The 18,875-nt window shown below is 40.9% G+C and carries 19 protein-coding genes; 9 read left to right on the top strand and 10 right to left on the bottom strand.

Annotated elements, in window-relative coordinates; translation table 11 throughout:
- Positions 1 to 16: 16 nt before the first annotated feature.
- The 6 genes from ACQY4U_RS06590 to ACQY4U_RS06565 all read right to left on the bottom strand — a co-directional run bounded on the left by ACQY4U_RS06590 (position 17) and on the right by ACQY4U_RS06565 (position 4,772).
- Positions 17 to 832, bottom strand: a complete 816-nt coding sequence (locus ACQY4U_RS06590; protein WP_428328601.1) for an energy transducer TonB — start codon at positions 830 to 832, stop codon at positions 17 to 19.
- A 47-nt stretch (positions 833 to 879) separates the two neighbouring features.
- Complete coding sequence (locus ACQY4U_RS06585) at positions 880 to 1,416, bottom strand: ExbD/TolR family protein (protein WP_428328600.1); 537 nt, start codon at positions 1,414 to 1,416, stop codon at positions 880 to 882.
- A 6-nt stretch (positions 1,417 to 1,422) separates the two neighbouring features.
- Positions 1,423 to 2,043: an ExbD/TolR family protein gene (locus tag ACQY4U_RS06580; RefSeq protein ID WP_428328599.1), complete on the bottom strand. Its 621-nt coding sequence runs from the start codon at positions 2,041 to 2,043 to the stop codon at positions 1,423 to 1,425.
- Positions 2,044 to 2,148: 105 nt separating this feature from the next.
- A complete protein-coding gene (locus ACQY4U_RS06575; RefSeq protein ID WP_428328598.1) occupies positions 2,149 to 2,985 on the bottom strand; it encodes a MotA/TolQ/ExbB proton channel family protein in 837 nt (278 codons plus the stop codon).
- 484 nt (positions 2,986 to 3,469) lie between these two features.
- On the bottom strand, positions 3,470 to 3,805 hold the full coding sequence (locus ACQY4U_RS06570) for a translation initiation factor (RefSeq protein WP_428328597.1): 336 nt from the start codon (positions 3,803 to 3,805) through the stop codon (positions 3,470 to 3,472).
- 76 nt (positions 3,806 to 3,881) lie between these two features.
- Positions 3,882 to 4,772, bottom strand: a complete 891-nt coding sequence (locus ACQY4U_RS06565) for a diacylglycerol/lipid kinase family protein (RefSeq protein ID WP_428328596.1) — start codon at positions 4,770 to 4,772, stop codon at positions 3,882 to 3,884.
- A 248-nt stretch (positions 4,773 to 5,020) separates the two neighbouring features.
- On the opposite strand from ACQY4U_RS06565, the gene metK reads away from it, so the two are divergent.
- Positions 5,021 to 6,271: a methionine adenosyltransferase gene (gene metK, locus ACQY4U_RS06560; protein WP_428328595.1), complete on the top strand. Its 1,251-nt coding sequence runs from the start codon at positions 5,021 to 5,023 to the stop codon at positions 6,269 to 6,271.
- Between the two features lie 126 nt (positions 6,272 to 6,397).
- Here the strand turns inward: metK and ACQY4U_RS06555 are convergent, their stop codons facing one another.
- Entirely contained in the window at positions 6,398 to 7,105 is a 708-nt protein-coding gene (locus tag ACQY4U_RS06555; RefSeq protein ID WP_428328594.1) for a YjjG family noncanonical pyrimidine nucleotidase, read from the bottom strand.
- Positions 7,106 to 7,219: 114 nt separating this feature from the next.
- On the opposite strand from ACQY4U_RS06555, the gene ACQY4U_RS06550 reads away from it, so the two are divergent.
- Positions 7,220 to 7,783 carry a GNAT family N-acetyltransferase gene (locus ACQY4U_RS06550; protein WP_428328593.1) on the top strand — a complete coding sequence of 188 codons (564 nt, stop codon included), beginning with the start codon at positions 7,220 to 7,222 and terminating at the stop codon, positions 7,781 to 7,783.
- A 10-nt stretch (positions 7,784 to 7,793) separates the two neighbouring features.
- Here ACQY4U_RS06550 and upp read toward each other — a convergent pair whose 3' ends face one another.
- On the bottom strand, positions 7,794 to 8,438 hold the full coding sequence (gene upp, locus ACQY4U_RS06545; protein WP_428328592.1) for a uracil phosphoribosyltransferase: 645 nt from the start codon (positions 8,436 to 8,438) through the stop codon (positions 7,794 to 7,796).
- 203 nt (positions 8,439 to 8,641) lie between these two features.
- Between upp and uvrB the strand changes: the two genes are divergently transcribed.
- The 4 genes from uvrB (at position 8,642) to ACQY4U_RS06525 (ending at position 14,019) form a co-directional block, all read left to right on the top strand.
- The gene (gene uvrB / locus ACQY4U_RS06540; protein ID WP_428328591.1) at positions 8,642 to 10,666 is read left to right on the top strand and encodes an excinuclease ABC subunit UvrB; all 2,025 of its coding nucleotides are present in this window, start codon (positions 8,642 to 8,644) and stop codon (positions 10,664 to 10,666) included.
- 161 nt (positions 10,667 to 10,827) lie between these two features.
- Positions 10,828 to 11,088 (top strand): DUF4834 family protein, encoded by a 261-nt coding sequence (locus ACQY4U_RS06535; RefSeq protein ID WP_428328590.1) that lies wholly within the window; start codon positions 10,828 to 10,830, stop codon positions 11,086 to 11,088.
- 50 nt (positions 11,089 to 11,138) lie between these two features.
- Complete coding sequence (locus ACQY4U_RS06530) at positions 11,139 to 11,426, top strand: hypothetical protein (protein WP_428328589.1); 288 nt, start codon at positions 11,139 to 11,141, stop codon at positions 11,424 to 11,426.
- 91 nt (positions 11,427 to 11,517) lie between these two features.
- Positions 11,518 to 14,019 carry a hypothetical protein gene (locus ACQY4U_RS06525; protein WP_428328588.1) on the top strand — a complete coding sequence of 834 codons (2,502 nt, stop codon included), beginning with the start codon at positions 11,518 to 11,520 and terminating at the stop codon, positions 14,017 to 14,019.
- Positions 14,020 to 14,212: 193 nt separating this feature from the next.
- On the opposite strand, the gene ACQY4U_RS06520 is transcribed toward ACQY4U_RS06525, so the two are convergent.
- Positions 14,213 to 14,971: a glycosyltransferase family 2 protein gene (locus ACQY4U_RS06520; protein WP_428328587.1), complete on the bottom strand. Its 759-nt coding sequence runs from the start codon at positions 14,969 to 14,971 to the stop codon at positions 14,213 to 14,215.
- Positions 14,968 to 16,233 (bottom strand): glycosyltransferase, encoded by a 1,266-nt coding sequence (locus tag ACQY4U_RS06515; RefSeq protein ID WP_428328586.1) that lies wholly within the window; start codon positions 16,231 to 16,233, stop codon positions 14,968 to 14,970. The genes ACQY4U_RS06520 and ACQY4U_RS06515 overlap by 4 nt, the downstream gene beginning before the upstream one ends.
- A gap of 41 nt (positions 16,234 to 16,274) precedes the next feature.
- Here ACQY4U_RS06515 and ACQY4U_RS06510 point away from each other — a divergent pair, with 41 nt between their 5' ends.
- The 3 genes from ACQY4U_RS06510 to ACQY4U_RS06500 all read left to right on the top strand — a co-directional run bounded on the left by ACQY4U_RS06510 (position 16,275) and on the right by ACQY4U_RS06500 (position 18,844).
- Positions 16,275 to 16,850: a serine acetyltransferase gene (locus tag ACQY4U_RS06510; RefSeq protein WP_428328585.1), complete on the top strand. Its 576-nt coding sequence runs from the start codon at positions 16,275 to 16,277 to the stop codon at positions 16,848 to 16,850.
- A gap of 62 nt (positions 16,851 to 16,912) precedes the next feature.
- Positions 16,913 to 17,659 carry a class I SAM-dependent methyltransferase gene (locus tag ACQY4U_RS06505; protein WP_428328584.1) on the top strand — a complete coding sequence of 249 codons (747 nt, stop codon included), beginning with the start codon at positions 16,913 to 16,915 and terminating at the stop codon, positions 17,657 to 17,659.
- A gap of 345 nt (positions 17,660 to 18,004) precedes the next feature.
- A complete protein-coding gene (locus tag ACQY4U_RS06500) occupies positions 18,005 to 18,844 on the top strand; it encodes a glycosyltransferase family 9 protein (protein WP_428328583.1) in 840 nt (279 codons plus the stop codon).
- Positions 18,845 to 18,875 lie beyond the last annotated feature (31 nt).

Raw genomic sequence — 18,875 nt, 5'->3', positions numbered from 1 at the left:
AATAACATTGATCTTTTTATTCAGATAAAGTAAACGCGATTGGTACGCTGTATGCAACACGAACCGGACGGCCGTTTTGTATACCTGGTGTCCAATGCGGAGAAGCTTTAATTACACGGATAGCTTCTTCATCGCAACCATCTCCAATACCACGGGCAACGTGAACATCAGTTAATGAGCCATCGCGTTCGCAAACGAAACTAACGATTACACGTCCCTGAGTACCATTTTCCCTGGCTACTGCCGGGTAGTGGATGTTTTTTGATAAGTATCTTCCAAAAGCATCAGCGCCTCCCGGAAACTCCGGAATCTTCTCTACCGAGGTAAAGATCTTATTAGGATCCTCTTCGGTTACTTTTTGGTCAGATGTACCTACCGGTTCATCAATAGTTACGTCGGCGTTCTTATCTCCTTTAAGGTTTTTCTGACCTGGGTCAGCAACCTCCAACTCTTTAACGGTTGGTGGTTTTTCTTTAACCTCAATATCTGGTTTTACAACCGGAGGAGGGAACTTAACCTGGTCAACCTTTGGTTTAGGCGGTTCAGGTGGCGGCGGGGGAGGTGGTTTTTTTAAATCCACAGGGGGTGGTGACAATACCACGTTGGTGATCTTAACTTTCTCCTTGGCCTTGGGTATAAACCCAGCGATCATGTTGAGGATGGTATTAGCTGATACAGCAACCACAAAGAATATGATACCTATAATAAGAGCATTACGGGTGTTACGTCCGTTATCTCGTCTTAATTCGTATGCACCATAGCTTTTGTTACGACCCGTAAATACGACATCGATCCACTTCTGATCTAATATGTCTAATTTTGATCCAAACATTTGTTTAGCTTTAGTATTAATTAACGTTTATAGTAATTATTAAATTACTAATAGATTTGATTTTTTTGCAAATCACCAATTTCAAGTGGTGTAATTGGAACAATTGCGTACGATTGAACGGCGGTGATGCTCATTTCATCAAGTGCTGAAACCAAATTTTCGTAAGTTGATTTATCACTTGGTTTGATCAGAACAATCATAAAGTTATCAGGAGCAGCATGTGAATCGGCAATTGCTTTACCGTTTTCAATTAATGCTTTTCTTAATCCGTCTTTACCATAGTTGTCAACCGTAGGGGCTGTTTTACCGGGTTCGCCAATGTACCACTCGATCTTGTTATGACTGCCTAAAAGGATAGTCATGGAACGGGTAGCAGCAACTGGTAAATTACTCGTTTTTACTGAGTTATCCGGCATGGCCAGGTCCATTGCTTTCTTTTTTGCAAGGGTGGTGGTTAGCATAAAGAAAGTGATCAGCAAGAAAGCCAAATCAACCATTGCTGTTAAATCAACACGTGTTGAAGCTTTTTTACTCCTTACTTTCCCGCCTTTACCGCCCCCGCTGGAGGTATCTAATTCTGCCATGATTTTTTATTTTTTAGGTGCCGCTTTTAGATCGGTAATTAAACTAAACTTAAATAATTTTTGTTTCCCTAATACCTCAATTACTTCATGAATTACCGGGTATTGTTCTTTTTTATCACCTTTTATAGCAATATCAAGATCCTTATCATGTAATGCCTTGTTAGCCTTACGTGAGGTTAATATCCAGTTTGACAATTCATTGTTGTTGGTTGTATCAGCAGGTATACCTGGTTGTTTATAAGCTTTCTTTTCATCATCGCTCATATTCAAAAAGGATTTTAGCTGAGCCATAGGCACACCAAATACTTCGGTGTTTGAAAACTTAACAATTTCTTCGGGTGTAAAAGATTGTTTGTATTTATCGCCCATTGCCTTTAAAGCCTCTGAACGTACGTCACTACCTGATACTGAATAAAAAATCTGGTTGTTACCACCAACGGTTATTAATCCTAAATTGGTTTCGGGTACAATTTTTTCTTTTGATGAAGAAGGCACTTCAGCCTTCACGGGGTCATCAACCCTTGGCTTTGCTGTTAATATGAAAAAGGTAAGCAACAGGAAAGCCACATCGCACATTGCGGTCATATCTATATGAGTGCTTTTCCTGGCAACTTTTACTCTGGGCATAATTTGTTAATTTTAATAGAGTGTATAAATTGATTATACTATCCGATAGTCAGGCCAGTTTAAGCAGGACTGACTATCGGTGAAAACTAAGCAATAGCGAATCTCTTATTTATTTTTGTGAGATGCAGCAAATGTTTGAACGATGCTGAATCCAGTTTCGTCAATTGCGTAAGTTAACTTGTCTATTTTAGATGTAAACACGTTATACATAACAATTGAAATTGCTGATGTACTGATACCTAATGCAGTGTTAACCAATGCTTCAGAGATAGATGCAGAAAGTGCAGTTGAACTTGCCGAACCTGAAGCTGCTAATGCCGCGAACGCGTTGATCATACCAAATACTGTACCTAATAGACCTGTTAATGTACCGATTGATACTAAGGTAGCAATGATGGTTAAGTTTTGCTCAAGCATTGGCATTTCCAATGAAGTAGCTTCTTCAATATCTTTTTGGATAGCTAATGTTTTTTGATCAACATCAAGTGTTGCCTCTAATTCCATTTCACGGTATTTTTTCAAACCTGATTTGATAACGTTAGCAACTGAACCTTTTTGCTTGTCACACTCAGCTGAAGCAGCATCAATGTTACCTGCGTTAAGGAAGCTTTGTACTTTTCTTACAAATACGTCAACATTGCTTGTTCCAGATGCTTTGCCGATAACAACAAAACGCTCAATAGAAAATACGATTACCATTAATAGGTAAGACATGATAACCGGTACAAGGTTACCACCCTTGTGAATCCTACCGAAGAAGTCAGTTGGAAGACCTTTTTCCGGGTCACCACCTTCAAAGTGACTTGCATCGCCTAATATAAATATGAATATTAAGATAGCAACCACAATACAGATTGGAATAGTAAGCGTTGCAAACAAGCCTGATGCAGCTGGTTTCTCGGTTTTAATAGGGCTAATTGGTTTTGTTGGTGCGTTTGCCATTACTTTTAGTTTTTAGTTTTAGTTTTTAGTTTATGTATAAGTTATTTAAATGCAATTAGTTATGCGAATAACAAAAATAGGATTTATATGAAATAAAAAAACTTTTTATGTTATTCTTTATAATTTAATAATACAAGCCTCCTTCGGTTAGCACATTGGTGGATACATAACGTACCGGAAAACAAAAATTGTGTTTAGCACAACAATTTTTTACAATAAAACCTATTTTTTTTAATAATAACAAGTGGTAACACATAAAAATTATGTAACTAACATGATATAGTTTAGTCTAAGGGGGTATTTACTGTTTAAGTACGGCTTCAAATACGCCTGATATTCAAGGAGGTAAATTTTGCCTGATTGTTAACTTGTGGTAGCAAGTAATATTTATTCAGTTGCAATTTAATTGCAACAATTGGCATATTTAGGCGCGAAAGGAGGTAAAATTCATCAAGCAAAAGTCAAAAAAAAGCGTAGAAATACATTATCCGCCTGCTTTTTTTGCTTTATAGCCATCGGCAACCAATAAAGTAAGCACTTTTTCGCGGTGGTCACCTTGTATTAATATCTCGGCATCTTTTGCCGATCCGCCTACTCCACATTTTGATTTTAGCTTTTTGCCGATCACTTCCAGGTCTTCATCAGTACCTATAAAGCCGCTTACCCGGGTAACCAGCTTGCCCCCACCCTTACGGTCGAGGTATATTTTTAGGTTTTGTTGCTGCGGTGGCAGGGTTGCCGATCCATTACCCCCGTTTTCCTGGTATTCAAAATCCGGATCGGTTGAGTAAACTACGCCTGTAAAGTTCTTTTTTGCCATGATTTAAAAATCTTATAATAAAACGGCCTGTATTATAAATTTAATACCAATATAAGCAGTATTGCAGCTATGAGCACTATCCCTTATGGTAGCCACTGCCGGTAATTACTTTTAATGAGTGAGGCACTACTTCAACCTCGGTATCTTCACCTGCAATGCGGGGTTCGCCATCCAGGTGCACCGGGCCGGGTGCGGCACGTTTAACATGAATTTTTTTTCCGCGGATGATCTCAACATATTTGGTGCTTTCAACCGTTTTTGTCAGCATCCTGATCCCCATCTCCACAAAACGCCATAAAGGGAACTGCTTTATCACGCAAACATCCAGCAAACCATCCTGAACTGATGCGCCGGGTGAGATATGTGCATTGTTACCATATTGCGATGAATTGGCAAAACTCAGCATAAACGCTTCGCGCTCATAAACCTTACCATCAATTTCAATTTGATATAGCTGCGGCTTATAATTGGTTACTTCTTGTATGGATGATTTGATATAAGAAAAGAAACCCCGTTTTTTGGTATGCGAAAAAACCTCGCTGATGTGGGCATCAAAACCCATACCCGCCATATTAAAAAACGAGCGGCCATTCATTTTACCCGAATCTATAAAAATAGCTTTGCCGGTATTAAGCAGTTTGATGGCCTCAATCGTATTCATGGGGATACTTAAAAACCGGGATAAGCCATTGCCTGAGCCAAAAGGAACTATACCTAAAGCGGTATTGCTGCCCGTAATGGCCGATGCTACTTCATTAACCGTACCATCGCCGCCAACGGCAACAATAAGATCAAATTCGTTCACCGCTTCTTTAGCTATCTGCCGGGCGTGTGATACGCCATCGCTAAATACAATTGTTGCCTTATATATATTGGCATCGAGGTACTGCCTGATCAAATCCGGAACACCGTCTTTTTTCTTCCCTCCCGATATTGGATTTATAATAAATAACGCTTTCCGTTCCAACTATATATAATTATTGCGGCAAAAGTAAATCTATTTTCGGCTTTGTAAAAATTGTTTTAATTTAGCCGCCTGAAAGTGGACTGATTTATTGATTCGTTTTACAACGAACTGGATTGCAACCACGTAAAAAAGTGCTAAAACCAATGCTTCTTTTTACTACAATCCCCTTCAAATCTGTTTTCTTTGTTTTTTCGTTTAATCTATAAAAACATTTCTTAGTTCGTTTTAAGTTTATCTTATAAAATTTTATGTCATACTTATTCACATCAGAGTCCGTATCAGAAGGACATCCGGATAAAGTTGCCGACCAGATATCGGATGCTTTGATAGATCATTTTTTAGCTTTTGATCCTGAATCAAAGGTAGCCTGCGAAACATTGGTTACTACCGGCCAGGTTTTTTTAGCTGGTGAAGTAAAATCAAAAGCTTATTTAGACGTGCAGAAAATTGCCCGCGAGGTTATTAATAAAATAGGCTATACAAAAGGTGAGTATATGTTTGATGGCAGCTCATGCGGGGTATTGTCAGCCATTCACGAGCAATCTCCTGATATTAACCAGGGTGTTGACCGCACTGCTAAAGAAGAGCAGGGTGCCGGCGACCAAGGTATGATGTTTGGCTATGCTACCAGCGAAACTGATAACTATATGCCTTTAGCTTTGGATATTGCCCACGCTTTATTAATAGAGCTTGCAGCTATCCGCCGCGAAAACTCGGATATTAAATACCTTCGCCCTGATGCAAAATCGCAGGTAACGCTTGAGTACGATGATAACAATACACCGGTACGTATTGATGCTATTGTTATATCAACCCAGCATGATGACTTTGACGAGGAAACTGCCATGCTTGCCAAAATAAGCAAGGATATTATCAGCATCCTTATCCCAAGGGTAAAAGCCAAGTACGAAAAATACGCTCACTTTTTTAATGATGATATTACTTATCACATTAACCCAACAGGCAAGTTTGTTATTGGCGGCCCGCATGGTGATACCGGTTTAACAGGCCGTAAAATTATTGTAGATACTTATGGTGGTAAAGGTGCACACGGTGGTGGTGCTTTTTCTGGTAAAGATCCATCAAAGGTTGACCGTTCTGCTGCTTACGCAACCCGCCATATTGCTAAAAACCTGGTGGCTGCCGGTATTGCACAGGAAGTTTTGGTACAGGTATCATACGCCATAGGCGTTGCAAAACCAATGGGTATTTATGTAAATACTTATGGCACCAGCAAACTGGGCTTAACTGATGGCGAAATAGCTAAAAAGGTTGAATCTATTTTCAACATGACGCCTTATGCTATTGAAACCCGCTTTAAACTGCGTAACCCTATATACAGCGAAACTGCTGCTTATGGTCACTTTGGCCGCCCTAACGAGGTGGTAACCAAATCGTTCATTGGACATGATGGCAGCGAGATAAAACGCGAGGTTGAGCTTTTCACCTGGGAAAAACTTGATTACGTTGATAAAGTAAAACAAGCTTTCGGCCTGTAATATAATTGATAAGCGAAAGTTTATCGAAAAGAATAAAGCCCGTTCATGCATCCTTTGCATAAACGGGCTTTTTAATTACTATCAATTACGCCCCCATTACTTTCGGGAGAGGTATAATTTACAGTCTTATAATAACACTATCAAATCCTTTAAATGGTGAATTTGCGTTGGTACATCATCGGGCTTAACAGCATTGAATGGATTGAAAAATATGGCATCAATACCAAAATTCAATGCACCATAAATATCGGCCTCAATGCTGTCGCCAATCATCAGGCTTTCATTTTTACTGGCATTGGCAACGCTCAGGGCGTGTTCAAATATGGCAGGGTCGGGTTTGTTTACGCCAACCACTTCGGATATGATCACGTTCTGAAAATAAGGCCCGATCTTGGTATTGTTGATCTTTAACTCCGATGATTCCTTAAATCCGTTCGAGATCAGGTGCAGCGTATATTTACCTTGCAGGTATTGCAGCGTTTGGTGCGCATGCGGAAAAAGATGAGTTTTGGTAGGGCAAAGCAGCACATAATCATCTTCAAAAGCTAAGGGAATACTATCGGGCGCAATACCTAATTCAATAAAGGTGCGTTTAAAGCGGGTTTCGCGCAGCTCCGTTTTGGTTATCTTCCCGGTATGGTATTCGGCCCAAAGCTGGTGGTTATTACGGGTGTAAGTTTCAATAAATACGGGTGCCGATGGCAGGCCAATTTCGCTTAACCTGTAAATATCATAAAGCTCGTACAGGGTTTCTTCGGCGTTTTTATCAAAATCCCAGATGGTATGGTCAAGATCAAAAAAGATGTGTTTGTATTTTATGGCAGATTGATCCATTATTGTAGTAAATATTAAAATGCGAAGTTAGCATAAATCAAAACGGGGTAAGCTGGTATATGTATCCCCTCCGTTAAAAACCGCATATTAGCAAATTGTAACAGCAAAACTAAATTGGAAAGCGTAAATATAAATACCAACCGGCTTTTTATCCGGAACCTTAAACCGACAGATCTGAACGATTTTTTTATTTACCGCTCAAATGCCGAAGTGGTGAAATATCAGGGCTTTGATGTAATGACCCTTACAGAGGCCGCAGCATTTATTGAGGAACAAAAGGATAAGCTATTGGGCAACCCTGGCGAATGGATACAATATGGTATTGAAAACAGGGCCGAACAAAGAATAATTGGTGATTGCGCTATTAAAATTGATGAGTATGATTTAAGGATTGCCGAAATAGGCATCACCATATCGCACCTTGAGCAAAGAAAGGGCTATGCTAAAGAAGCGATGACCGGGGTATTAGGCTTTTTGTTCGATACGCTGAACCTTCACCGGGTGGCTGAACTTTGCGATACCGAAAACACCGCATCCGTTAATTTATTAAAAAGTGTAGGCTTCAGGCTTGAAGGCTATTTTGTTGAGAATGTATTTTTTAAAGGCAGTTGGGGCAGCGAGTTTCAATACGCTATGTTAAAAAGGGAATGGGATGCTAAACAAAGGGTATCCCAATAAAATATTTATCCTAAACCTTCTCGCCAAATGCAAGGTCGCCGGCATCACCCAGGCCCGGTACAATGTATGATTTGCTGGTCATCTCCTCATCAACCGCACAAAGCCATAGTTTTGCCTTTGGTAAATTAGCGCGTACATGCTGTATACCTTCCGTACTGGCTATTACTGCGGCAATATGTAGCTCTTTAAGGTTGTACTGGGCTATCAGCTCTTTACAAACCTGTACCAGGCTTTGCCCGGTGGCTAACATGGTATCGCAAATGATCAGGGTTTTACCCTCCATGTCCGGGGCCGAAATATGATCTATATTGATAATAAAAGTGCCGTTTTTTTTAACCTTGCGGTAAGCCGTAACAAAAGCCGATGGCGATTTATCAAAATAATTTACAAACCCCTGGTGAAACGGCAGGCCTGCACGTAATATGGTACACAAAACAGGTTCATCAGCAGGCATGTTTATTGGGGCTATACCTAATGGGGTTTGTATTTCCTGTTCTGTATAACTTAACGTTTTGCTGATCTCATAGGCCAATATCTCGCCTAATTTTTCCTGGTTGCGCCTAAAACGCACCTTATCCTGCTGCAGGTTAACATCGCGCAGCTCGGCTAAAAATTGGTTGGCTATAGTGTTTGTTTTATTCAGGATAAAGATCATAGCTAAAAATACATATAATTTATTTGCCTGCTTGCAGCTAATGCCTCACAATTGTTAAATTGTGCTGAGGGCTAAAATTTTATCAAATAAATTTAAGCAATTAAAATGCTATTGACATAGGGTTGTCACAACACATTGTTTATTTTGAATTAAAACCGTAACGGATTTCTGTTGTACTATTATTTGTATTTTTGTATTACACTATGGATTTTAAAATCACCTCTCAATATCAACCCACCGGCGATCAGCCCGAAGCTATAAAGCAATTAGTTACAGGGGTTAACAACAGTGATCCTTTTCAAACACTGCTTGGGGTTACCGGCTCGGGCAAAACATTTACCATAGCCAATGTTATTGAGCAAACGCAAAAGCCTACGCTTATATTAAGCCATAATAAAACCCTTGCCGCACAATTGTATGGCGAGTTTAAGCAGTTTTTTCCGGATAACGCGGTAAACTACTTTGTATCCTATTACGATTACTATCAGCCCGAAGCATTTATCCCAACCACCAATACCTATATTGAAAAAGATTTACAGATCAATGAGGAAATTGAAAAGCTAAGGCTGCGAACCACCTCCGCTTTGATGAGCGGCCGGCGGGATGTGATCGTGGTATCGTCCATATCCTGCATTTATGGTATGGGTAACCCCGAGGATTTTAAGGATTCGGTGTTCCGCTTTGCCGTAGGGACAAGAATTAGCCGCAATGCATTTTTACATAGGTTAGTTGAAATTTTATACTCACGCACCACTGCCGATTTTAAACGCGGTACCTTCAGGGTAAAAGGCGATGTGGTTGATATTTTTCCGGCCTATATGGATCTGGCCTACAGGATCTCGTTTTTTGGTGATGATATTGAGGAGCTGACCACTTTTGATGTGGGTACCGGGAAAACCATTGAAAAAATGACGCACATGGTGCTGTTCCCTGCCAATTTATATGTGGCTCCGCGCGAGCGTTTTACACAATCTATCTGGGCTATACAGGAAGAGCTGGAAACCCGTAAAAAACAATTTATTGGCGATGGCCGCTTTTTAGAGGCCAAGCGTTTGGAAGAAAGGGTTAATTACGACCTGGAGATGATCCGCGAGCTGGGTTATTGCTCAGGGATTGAAAACTATTCCAGGTTTTTTGATGGCCGCCAGCCGGGTGCAAGGCCCTTTTGCCTGTTAGATTATTTCCCGGATGATTACCTGATGGTAATTGACGAAAGCCACGTTACCGTACCGCAGATAAGGGCCATGTATGGCGGCGACAGATCGCGCAAGATCTCGCTGGTTGAATATGGTTTCCGCTTACCTGCTGCTATGGATAACCGCCCATTGAATTTCCAGGAGTTTGAAAGGCTTGCCCCGCAAACCATATATGTAAGTGCTACTCCCGGCGATTTTGAATTAGAAAAATCAGAAGGGGTTGTAGTACAGCAGGTGATACGCCCTACCGGCTTGCTTGACCCTATTATTGAGATACGTCCCGTAATTAACCAGGTTGATGACCTGCTGGAAGAGGTAGACAAAACCATTAAAATGGGCGACCGTATTTTGGTGACTACCCTAACCAAACGCATGGCCGAAGAACTTGCAAAATATATGGACAGGCTGGGCATTAAGTGCCGGTACATACACTCAGAAGTTAAAACCCTGGAAAGGGTGGAGATATTGCGGGGCCTGCGCCTTGGTGAGTTTGATGTACTGATAGGGATCAACCTATTGCGCGAGGGGCTGGATTTACCGGAGGTTTCATTGGTAGCTATTTTAGATGCCGATAAGGAAGGTTTCCTGCGTTCAGAACGTTCATTGATCCAAACCATAGGCCGTGCTGCCCGTAACGACCGTGGCCGGGTAATTATGTATGCTGATAAAATTACGGCATCAATGCAGATCACGATGGACGAAACCACCCGCCGTCGCGAAATCCAGACCGCCTATAATACCAAACATGGCATAACACCTTTAACCGTAGGTAAAACACGCGAGGAAATAATTGAACAAACCTCAGTGGTCGACTTTAAAGGTGGCGTTCAGAAAGCATACATTGAGGCAGATGTTGCCACACTTGCGGCAGATCCGATTGTAGCTTATATGACCAAGCCTGATCTTAAAAAATCAATTGATAACACCAAAAAGGAGATGCTTGCCGCCGCCAAAAACATGGACTTTTTATTAGCAGCCAGGCTGCGCGATGAGATGTTTGCGCTTGAGAAAATGATGGAAGAAAAATTTTAACCCGGGGATGAGTCCCGGTACTCCTTCAAAATGCCATAGTTTTATCAAAGTCCAAATAGCTGTAACAATTAGCATCAAAACGCAGTCATAAAACAAAGCAATATCATAAGCAAACAATTTTGCCGTTATAATATTATATTTGTGGGCTTAACTTTAATAAAATGGGTAGGTTATTAGATTTCCTTTTAATTGCAATACTTGTACTATATATAATCAGAAATATAGCACGTGCTTTACTGCCAATGCTTTTTCAAAGCGTTATCAGCAAGGCGCAGCAACAAAATCAGCAGCAGCAACATTACCGCCAATCGCAGCAGGCCAAGCCGGGCAATGGTGTTAAGGTAGATTATATTCCGGATGCTCCGAAAAATAAGGTACCCGATAGTGAAGGCGAATTTATTGACTACGAAGAGATAAAATAAGCTGACCGGTCTTAATTAACCCATATTAACCTTTTAGGTAAAATTTATAAATGATCCCCCAGGAAGTATTTAAGCGCAGGCGCAGGCATAACAATACGCCCGAATCTTTACTTCTTATCATTGCTAATTTTATAGTTGTTTTTGTAGCGCTTGATCTGTTTACCGATAGCAAGCACATCAACTGGTTTTTTTGGGTGGTTTTAGCCGCGCTTGGGGTTTACAACTACTTTACTATCCGAAGGAATATTGAGAGTTTTGATAAGGTTACCACCATAACCTACATTACTACCGTTGTTTTACTTATTGCCTGTTTTTTTATATTCAGGGGTAAAGCATAATTCCCTTAAACCATCAATTAAACTTATAATTCCATTTCTCATCCAAATGTCTATTTTTGAGGATTGATATAATCCTTTTTAAAAAACTTAGATGAATAACTGGTTCAAGCGTAACGGCATACACTTTATAATTGCTGCAATTTTTTTTGTGTTATGCCTTGTTTATTTTGCCCCTGCATTTCAGGGTAAAATTTTAGGTCAGAGTGATGTACTTGGCGCGCAATCCACCCAAAAAGAAATTAATGATTACAAGGCTAAGGATACCACCATTTTGTGGACCAACCAGATTTTTGGCGGGATGCCTGCCTACCAGATCTGGGCACCGTATCCAAACAACTTAACCACCTGGATAGTACGTGCCGGTACAGCTGCCTTCCCTAATCCTATATTTACGGTATTGGTGTTCCTTTTAGGGGCTTATTTCCTGTTCATCGTATTGAAGCTTAACCCCTGGCTTGCCGCTGCGGGCGCTATAGCTTTTACGTTTTCGTCCTACAATATTATATTGTTAGTGGCCGGGCACTCCAACCAGGCTTTTGCCATTGCCTTTTTTGCCCCTATCATAGCCAGTATTATTTTAACGCTTCGCGGAAAATACCTTACAGGCGGTGCATTAACAGCCTTCTTTTTGGCAATGGAGCTTAAGGCCAACCATTTCCAGATGACTTATTACCTGATGTTAGCCTTACTTATTTTATTGGGTATTGAGCTTTATCATGCCGTAAAATCAAAAACAACAGTTGCGTTTTTAAAATCGGTTGGTTATATAGCTGCTGCAACCTTATTGGCTATCCTAATTAATGCCTCATTGATCTGGAGCACATCTGAGTACAGCAAGGATAGCTACCGTGGTAAATCAAACCTTACACAAAACACTAAAGAACCAAGCAACGGCTTAACTAAAGAATATGCTTACGAATGGAGCCAGGGTATTGGCGAGTGCTTAACCTTTTTAGTGCCCAATGCTTATGGCGGTGCTTCAAACGGCGGTGCAGAGCTTGATCAAAACTCTGAAGCGGCCAAGGTATTTATAAACAAAGGCCTTGCCGAAGATCAGGCAGTTACTTATGTACAGCAAATATCAGGCATCCCCGGGCTTACCTTGTACTGGGGTAATAAACCATCAACATCGGGTCCGTTTTACTTTGGGGCGGTTATCTGCTTCCTGTTTGTGTTTGGCTTAATGGTGGTAAAAAACCGCATTAAATGGTGGTTGTTAGGTACTGTGGTATTAACCATGTTGCTATCATTCGGTGCTAACTGGCCGTATGTATCTGACTTGTTTTTTAAATACTTCCCGCTCTATAATAAGTTCCGCGCTGTTGAATCCATTTTGGCGGTTGCCAGTTTGTGTTTCCCGATATTAGCCCTGCTGTCTATCCAGGAAATTATTGATACTGCGGATAAAAAGATCATCTTTAATAAATTAAAGATTGCCTTTTATATAACCGGCGGCCTTACCCTTATATTGGCTGTATTGCCTGATCTGTTCCTGAAATTCAGGTCCACTGCCGAAGATAACGGCGTAGCCTATTTAACGCAGGCCCTAAAAGGCGACAGTGGATTAGCTACCTCAATTGCGGCGGCACTTGTGAAAGACAGGATTGCTTTAGAGCGTGCAGATGCCATCAGATCGTTAATATTTATTGCAATAGCATTTGGCCTTTTATGGGCATTTATAAAGCAAAAGATCAACATCACTGTACTATCTGTTATATTATTGGTAGTTACTTTAGTAGATGTTTGGCAGGTAGATAAGCGTTATTTAAAAGATTCGAACTTTACAGATAAGCTTGATGCGCAGATAAAACCACGTGAGGTAGATAACTTTATAGCCAGGGATACCGACCCTGATTTCCGTGTGTTTGATTTAACGGCACAGATCAAGTTTGACAGGCTTAACCCTTTCTTTCATAAATCAATCAGCGGTTATTCGGCAGCGCGTTTAAAACGTTATGACGAACTGATGGATGCACAGTTAGCTCAAAATACACCCAACCATGATGTATTGGACATGCTGAACACCAAGTATATCATCACCGAAGATAAATCACAAAACCTGGCAATGGTATCAAACGCCACAGCCTGTGGGCATGTATGGTTTGTAAAAAGCATCAAATTTGCCGCCAATGCCGATCAGGAAATGCAGGCCATCAGCAGCTTTGCACCAAAGGATGAGGCCATTGTTGATAAGCAGTATAAACCATTGATTGATGATAAACAGTCGGTTGGTGGGGATGCTGCTGCGACCATTAAGTTAGTTAGCTATAATCCTGATCACATGGTGTACCAAAGTGGTTCAACCAGCGGACAGATTGCTGTTTTTTCAGAGATCTATTATGAAAAAGGATGGAAAATGCTGATCGATGGTGTTGAAAAACCATACTTCCGTGCTGATTATGTTTTACGTGCAGCGCAGATCCCTTTAGGTAACCATAAAATTGAGTTCATCTTCCACCCGGCAGCATATTATACCGGCGAAAGTATCTCATTAGCAGGTTCAGTACTATTGGTACTTGCATTAGGCGGCGCCGCTTATGCAGAAACCAGGAAAAAGAAACCAGAAGTTAAACCTGCTGCTAAAAAGGCGTAAGCAGGTGATTGATAGAAAAAGGTCGATGGTATAATACCATCGACCTTTTTTGTTTGTGAGGCATAAAACATGCACGCCCTTGCGAGCAATAGCGAAGCAAGCCCCGACTTTAAAGGGCCGCTAAGCAGGCAAATCTACATAGTTGGTGATTGCTTCTTCGTACCTCATCGCAATAACGTGGAGGGTTAAAACATCAATCATTCGTTCTTCTGTGCTTCAGCCAGTAACGGCCTAAATTAAAAGCAATAACGGTGTGGTAAAAAAGGGTTGGCACTAAACCATAATACCGTTTCATAATATCAAAACGCTCTTGCAGGCTTTGGCGGTGTTTCGTTTTCGACATGCCGCCAACCAGGTATTTAGCTACGTATTGGTTTACGTTAACTATCTTTTTTGCTTTTTTTGCTGCGCGGATAATCCAGTCAATATCGGCACTAAGCTGGTATTTGTTGTCGTAGGGTTCTGTTAATGAGCGGCGGATATAAATTGCCTGGTGGCTTATGCTCATGCCATATTTAAAACCACGCCAATTAAATTGTTGGGGGGCTTTATGGCGGCGCTGGCCAAGGCTTTGCCTGTCATCATTTACCATCTCTGTTTCGCCGTAATAAATATCGGCATCAGGTGCAGCAGCAAAAACAGTTTCAACGGTATCAACTGAATAAAACTCATCGCCCGAGTTCATAAAGATCACATAATCGCCGGTTGCTGTGCCAAGCCCTTTATTCATGGCATCGTAAATACCTTTGTCTTTTTCGCTGATGATCTTGGCTATTCGATTTTTATATTGCTGAATGATGGCTAAAGTACCATCTGTAGACAAGCCGTCAACCACAATATATTCAATATGAGGATACGTTTGGTTAAATACCGAGAGCAAGGTGCGCTCAATATCCCTTACATTATTGTAAACAATAGTAACTACAGATAAGGTAGGTTTAAAGGCCCTCATTTGTTTAGCATTGATTGGTAAACTTTTATATACTGCCCGGAAACTATGCTGTTGGTAAAAGTGTTTAACACTTTATTACGTGCATTAGCTGCTAACAGCTCTTTATCTGCATTTAAAACATAATTGATTCCCTTTGCAAAATCAGTAGCCGATTTAAATTGAGCAAGGTAACCATTTTGCTGATGCTCCACCATATCAGGAATACCGCCTGTATTAAATGCCACCACAGGCGTAGCGCAAGCCAGTGCCTCCATAATGGTATTGGGTAGGTTATCTTCTATCGCCGGGGAAACATACAGGTCAGCAAGGCTGTAAAGCTGCGCCATATCATCCTGCGAGGTAATGATCCCCACCTCGTGAACCTTAAACGGCAGCGTACCCACATCAAAAGCTTTATTTTTTCCGAAGATCAATATCTCTATATCCTCTGTATCCGGGTAATTGGTTTTAAGATCGTTGAGCGCATCAACCAAATAGCTTATGCCTTTGCGCCGGTCCATAATATTTGCCGCACCAAATAAAATAATTTTTGCATTTGGATTGATATTCCAGCGGGAGCGCGCAATATTTTTATCCTTTGCCGAAAATATTTCAACATCTATCGGATTCGGTATAGCCTCAACCCTGTGTCCTTTTAATAACGAACTGGTAAGCGCAACATCAGCCAGCCAATGGCTGCAGGTAATAAATGTTATATTTTTTGCCGATGCGAGAAGATCTGTTTTTCGCACCCACCCTTCATACGAAATATCTTTATCCCCGGCATCGCACAGCATCCAGCAATTACCGCAATGGTTGGTAAAATGATCACAATCGCCGGAGTAATGGCAGCCACCAGTAAAGGCCCACATATCGTGCAGGGTCCAAACTATGGGTTTCCCTGTGGCGATCAGTTGTTTTAAATTGTCGATGGAAAGGTATCCCCCGTTTGTCCAGTGCAGGTGTAAAACATCTGCATTGGTAATGGCTGCCTCATTGCTTATATCGGTACCGGCATCGGCTGTTGAAAAAGCAAACCTTAATGACCTGTCCTTTGCTTTAAACCAGATAAAAGGCAAACGCTCATATAAAAAGTTGAATTTACTCCTTAGTTTACCAATCCGGCTATTGCTGATGCTGTTAACGCAGGGCTCAGCTGTCTTCTTATCCTGCACCTGCATAGCAACATCAACCTGCTTTAACTGAAGCGCTTTTAGCAGGCGCATGCAGGCTGCTGGCGCACCACCCCCGGCATCAGACGTATTAATTAATGTAACCTTCATTTGGTGGTGCTATTTATCGCAGCAATTATAACAATTCTAAAATGAAAACTTTACTTTTGAAAAGGCTGCAATTGCTTCCATTATTCAACATCAAAAGCGGAACTATTAAAAAGATGAACTTTTTTGCTTACTTATTCCAGGACTGGAGTGCCAACAGGCAAAACTTTAAGGCGCAATTGGTTCTGTTCTTATTCCGGCTGGTTCAGTTCTTTAATCGGTACACCATCACCAAAATTATATTTTTCCCTTATTTTATGCTTTACCGCTTTTGGGTGGAGTGGAGCTGGGGAATTGAACTACCGCGTAAACTAACCATTGGCAAAGGGCTATCCCTGTATCATGGGCAGGCATTGGTGGTTAATAAAAGCACTGTAATAGGCGAAAACTGTGTTTTAAGGAATAGTACCACCATAGGCCATAAAAAACTGGCAGATGGCAGCTTTAGCAAAAGCCCGGTGATAGGTAATAATGTGGACATTGGTGCTAATGTTTGTATTATTGGCGGCATCACCATTGGCGATAATGTGATAATAGGTGCAGGATCAGTAGTGATAAAAGATATACCAGCCAATAGCATAGCGGTTGGTAACCCGGCAAGGATATTAGCACGGAGCTGATTTTGCTTTGCAAAAGGGAAAAAAATAATAAAGGCGTTTAATCCGTTTACCGGAACATATTAATGGAACAAAATTTAACTGACCGTTCATTCTGGAAGTCTTTTTGGGAATCAAAAAAAGACCTTATATTTTATATTAAACCAAACTACGTTTTCGGTGATATACTGGGCAAGCTCATCGCCGAAAAAAAAATAAAAACGGCTATTGAGCTTGGGGGGTTCCCCGGTTATTATGCTACGTATTTAAAAAAGTATCAGCATTTGGATACTTCCCTGTTTGATTATTATGTTCACCCCGAATTGATCAATCAACTGCTTGAAAAAAATGGATTAAAGCCGGGCGACATCAGCATAATTGAAGCTGACCTATTCACCTACAAACCTGAAAAGCTGTATGATATGGTTTTGTCTTTTGGGTTGATAGAGCATTTTAATGATACCAAAGCCATAATTGAAACACACCTACAGTTTCTTAAACCGGGTGGTACCTTGTTTATAACCCTGCCCAACTTTACAGGAGTAAATGGCTGGGTACAACGCAAGTTTGATAAAGATAATTACGATAAGCATAACATCAGCAGCATGAACCCTGATTTGCTTGCCGATAGCTGCCGCGCACTTGGCCTTAAGGAAGTAGAATCCTACTATCATGGCAGGTTTACGGTATGGCTGGAAAACAAGGCAGAGCAAGGCAGTTTAACTAAAACACTGGTAAAAGCAATTTGGTGGGCCGGTAAAATAGCCACAAAAATTATCCCGGTTGAAAGCAAAGCACTTTCACCATATATTGTATTGAAAGCGGTTAAATAGGTTAGCCCAATATTCTATATTAAATTTGGTGTAATAAACTCAAAGCGTATCAAAAATAGAAACTTATTCAGACTCACCCGTTTTGTACTGCTTAGGCTCCCTGCATTATTTAAGTTTTTTGCAAAATTCCGCGCCTCTCAAAAACACCTGTTAATTATCAAGACAGATGCCATTGGCGATTATATTTTATTTCGTAACTATTTAGAGGTAGTAAGGCATACCCCAAAATTTGAAGGTTACAAAATCACCTTATTAGGTAATACCTTATGGGCCGATGTTGCCAACAAGTATGACAGCGCTTTTGTTGATGAGTTTATTTTTATAAAACCCGGCGGCTATTATGATATGCCTTGGCAAACATTAAAATTAGGCTGGCTCTTATTCCGCAAAAACTTTGAGGTAGTGTTACAGCCATCATCAACCCGGTTACTAATTACCGATGGCCTAGCAGCGCTAACCGCAGCCTGGCAGATCATCGGGTTTGAAAGTGATAACGAAGGTATTGCCGCTCGCTACAAAAACAAAACCGATACATTTTATACCCAAATGCTCCTGCTCCCAGCAGCCTGCTATTTTGAATTTGACAGGTCAAGGTTCTTTTTTGAGTCGGTTTTAGCGCAGCATATTGAACTGAATGGCCCGTCTTTCTCTATCAACAATCCGGATAAAGAAGGGATTGTCATATTCCCCGGTGCAGGTGTTTTTAAGCGGAGCTGGGAGGCTGACAAATTTTTGGCGCTGATAAAACAGCTGATGCAGCATACCCAACAAACAATTTATTTGGCTGGCGGCCCGGGCGAGGAAGAAGCAGGAAGATATCTTATGACAAACCTTTCTGTGGGGAACATAACTAACTTAATTAATAAAACGTCTTTACCTCAGTTAATAGAACTTATTGCCGGGGCAAGCCTTGTTATCGGTAATGAAACAAGTGCCATTCATATCGCGGCAGCAGTAAAAACAAAGGCTGTATGTATTTTAGGTGGTGGGCACTTCGGGCGCTTTGCTCCTTACCCTGCATATATAAATAATGCACCATTATGCGTGTACCAAAAAATGGAATGTTTTAACTGTAACTGGGAGTGTATATACCAAACAGCCAAGCAGGCCCCGTTTCCATGTATAGCTAATGTAATTATTGATGAGGTTGCCACTACTGCCTTGCAGCAGTTAGCAGCCATTTAAATAATAAGTAGGCGTGTGTTAAAAAAGATGT

Origin of the sequence: Mucilaginibacter sp. (genome assembly GCF_965277465.1) — a bacterium.
Taxonomy (GTDB): domain Bacteria; phylum Bacteroidota; class Bacteroidia; order Sphingobacteriales; family Sphingobacteriaceae; genus Mucilaginibacter.
This window is presented reverse-complemented; position numbering and strand designations above follow the sequence as displayed.

Excerpts from the sequence above, each read along its gene's own strand:
- metK (WP_428328595.1), top strand. The coding sequence starts at position 5,021 with ATGTCATACTTATTCACATCAGAGTCCGTATCAGAAGGACATCCGGAT.
- ACQY4U_RS06585 (WP_428328600.1), bottom strand. The coding sequence starts at position 1,416 with ATGGCAGAATTAGATACCTCCAGCGGGGGCGGTAAAGGCGGGAAAGTA.
- ACQY4U_RS06525 (WP_428328588.1), top strand. The coding sequence starts at position 11,518 with ATGAATAACTGGTTCAAGCGTAACGGCATACACTTTATAATTGCTGCA.
- ACQY4U_RS06515 (WP_428328586.1), bottom strand. The coding sequence starts at position 16,233 with ATGAAGGTTACATTAATTAATACGTCTGATGCCGGGGGTGGTGCGCCA.
- ACQY4U_RS06510 (WP_428328585.1), top strand. The coding sequence starts at position 16,275 with ATGAAAACTTTACTTTTGAAAAGGCTGCAATTGCTTCCATTATTCAAC.
- ACQY4U_RS06520 (WP_428328587.1), bottom strand. The coding sequence starts at position 14,971 with ATGAGGGCCTTTAAACCTACCTTATCTGTAGTTACTATTGTTTACAAT.
- upp (WP_428328592.1), bottom strand. The coding sequence starts at position 8,438 with ATGATCTTTATCCTGAATAAAACAAACACTATAGCCAACCAATTTTTA.
- ACQY4U_RS06505 (WP_428328584.1), top strand. The coding sequence starts at position 16,913 with ATGGAACAAAATTTAACTGACCGTTCATTCTGGAAGTCTTTTTGGGAA.
- ACQY4U_RS06580 (WP_428328599.1), bottom strand. The coding sequence starts at position 2,043 with ATGCCCAGAGTAAAAGTTGCCAGGAAAAGCACTCATATAGATATGACC.
- ACQY4U_RS06590 (WP_428328601.1), bottom strand. The coding sequence starts at position 832 with ATGTTTGGATCAAAATTAGACATATTAGATCAGAAGTGGATCGATGTC.
- uvrB (WP_428328591.1), top strand. The coding sequence starts at position 8,642 with ATGGATTTTAAAATCACCTCTCAATATCAACCCACCGGCGATCAGCCC.
- ACQY4U_RS06570 (WP_428328597.1), bottom strand. The coding sequence starts at position 3,805 with ATGGCAAAAAAGAACTTTACAGGCGTAGTTTACTCAACCGATCCGGAT.
- ACQY4U_RS06500 (WP_428328583.1), top strand. The coding sequence starts at position 18,005 with ATGCCTTGGCAAACATTAAAATTAGGCTGGCTCTTATTCCGCAAAAAC.
- ACQY4U_RS06575 (WP_428328598.1), bottom strand. The coding sequence starts at position 2,985 with ATGGCAAACGCACCAACAAAACCAATTAGCCCTATTAAAACCGAGAAA.
- ACQY4U_RS06555 (WP_428328594.1), bottom strand. The coding sequence starts at position 7,105 with ATGGATCAATCTGCCATAAAATACAAACACATCTTTTTTGATCTTGAC.
- ACQY4U_RS06535 (WP_428328590.1), top strand. The coding sequence starts at position 10,828 with ATGGGTAGGTTATTAGATTTCCTTTTAATTGCAATACTTGTACTATAT.
- ACQY4U_RS06530 (WP_428328589.1), top strand. The coding sequence starts at position 11,139 with ATGATCCCCCAGGAAGTATTTAAGCGCAGGCGCAGGCATAACAATACG.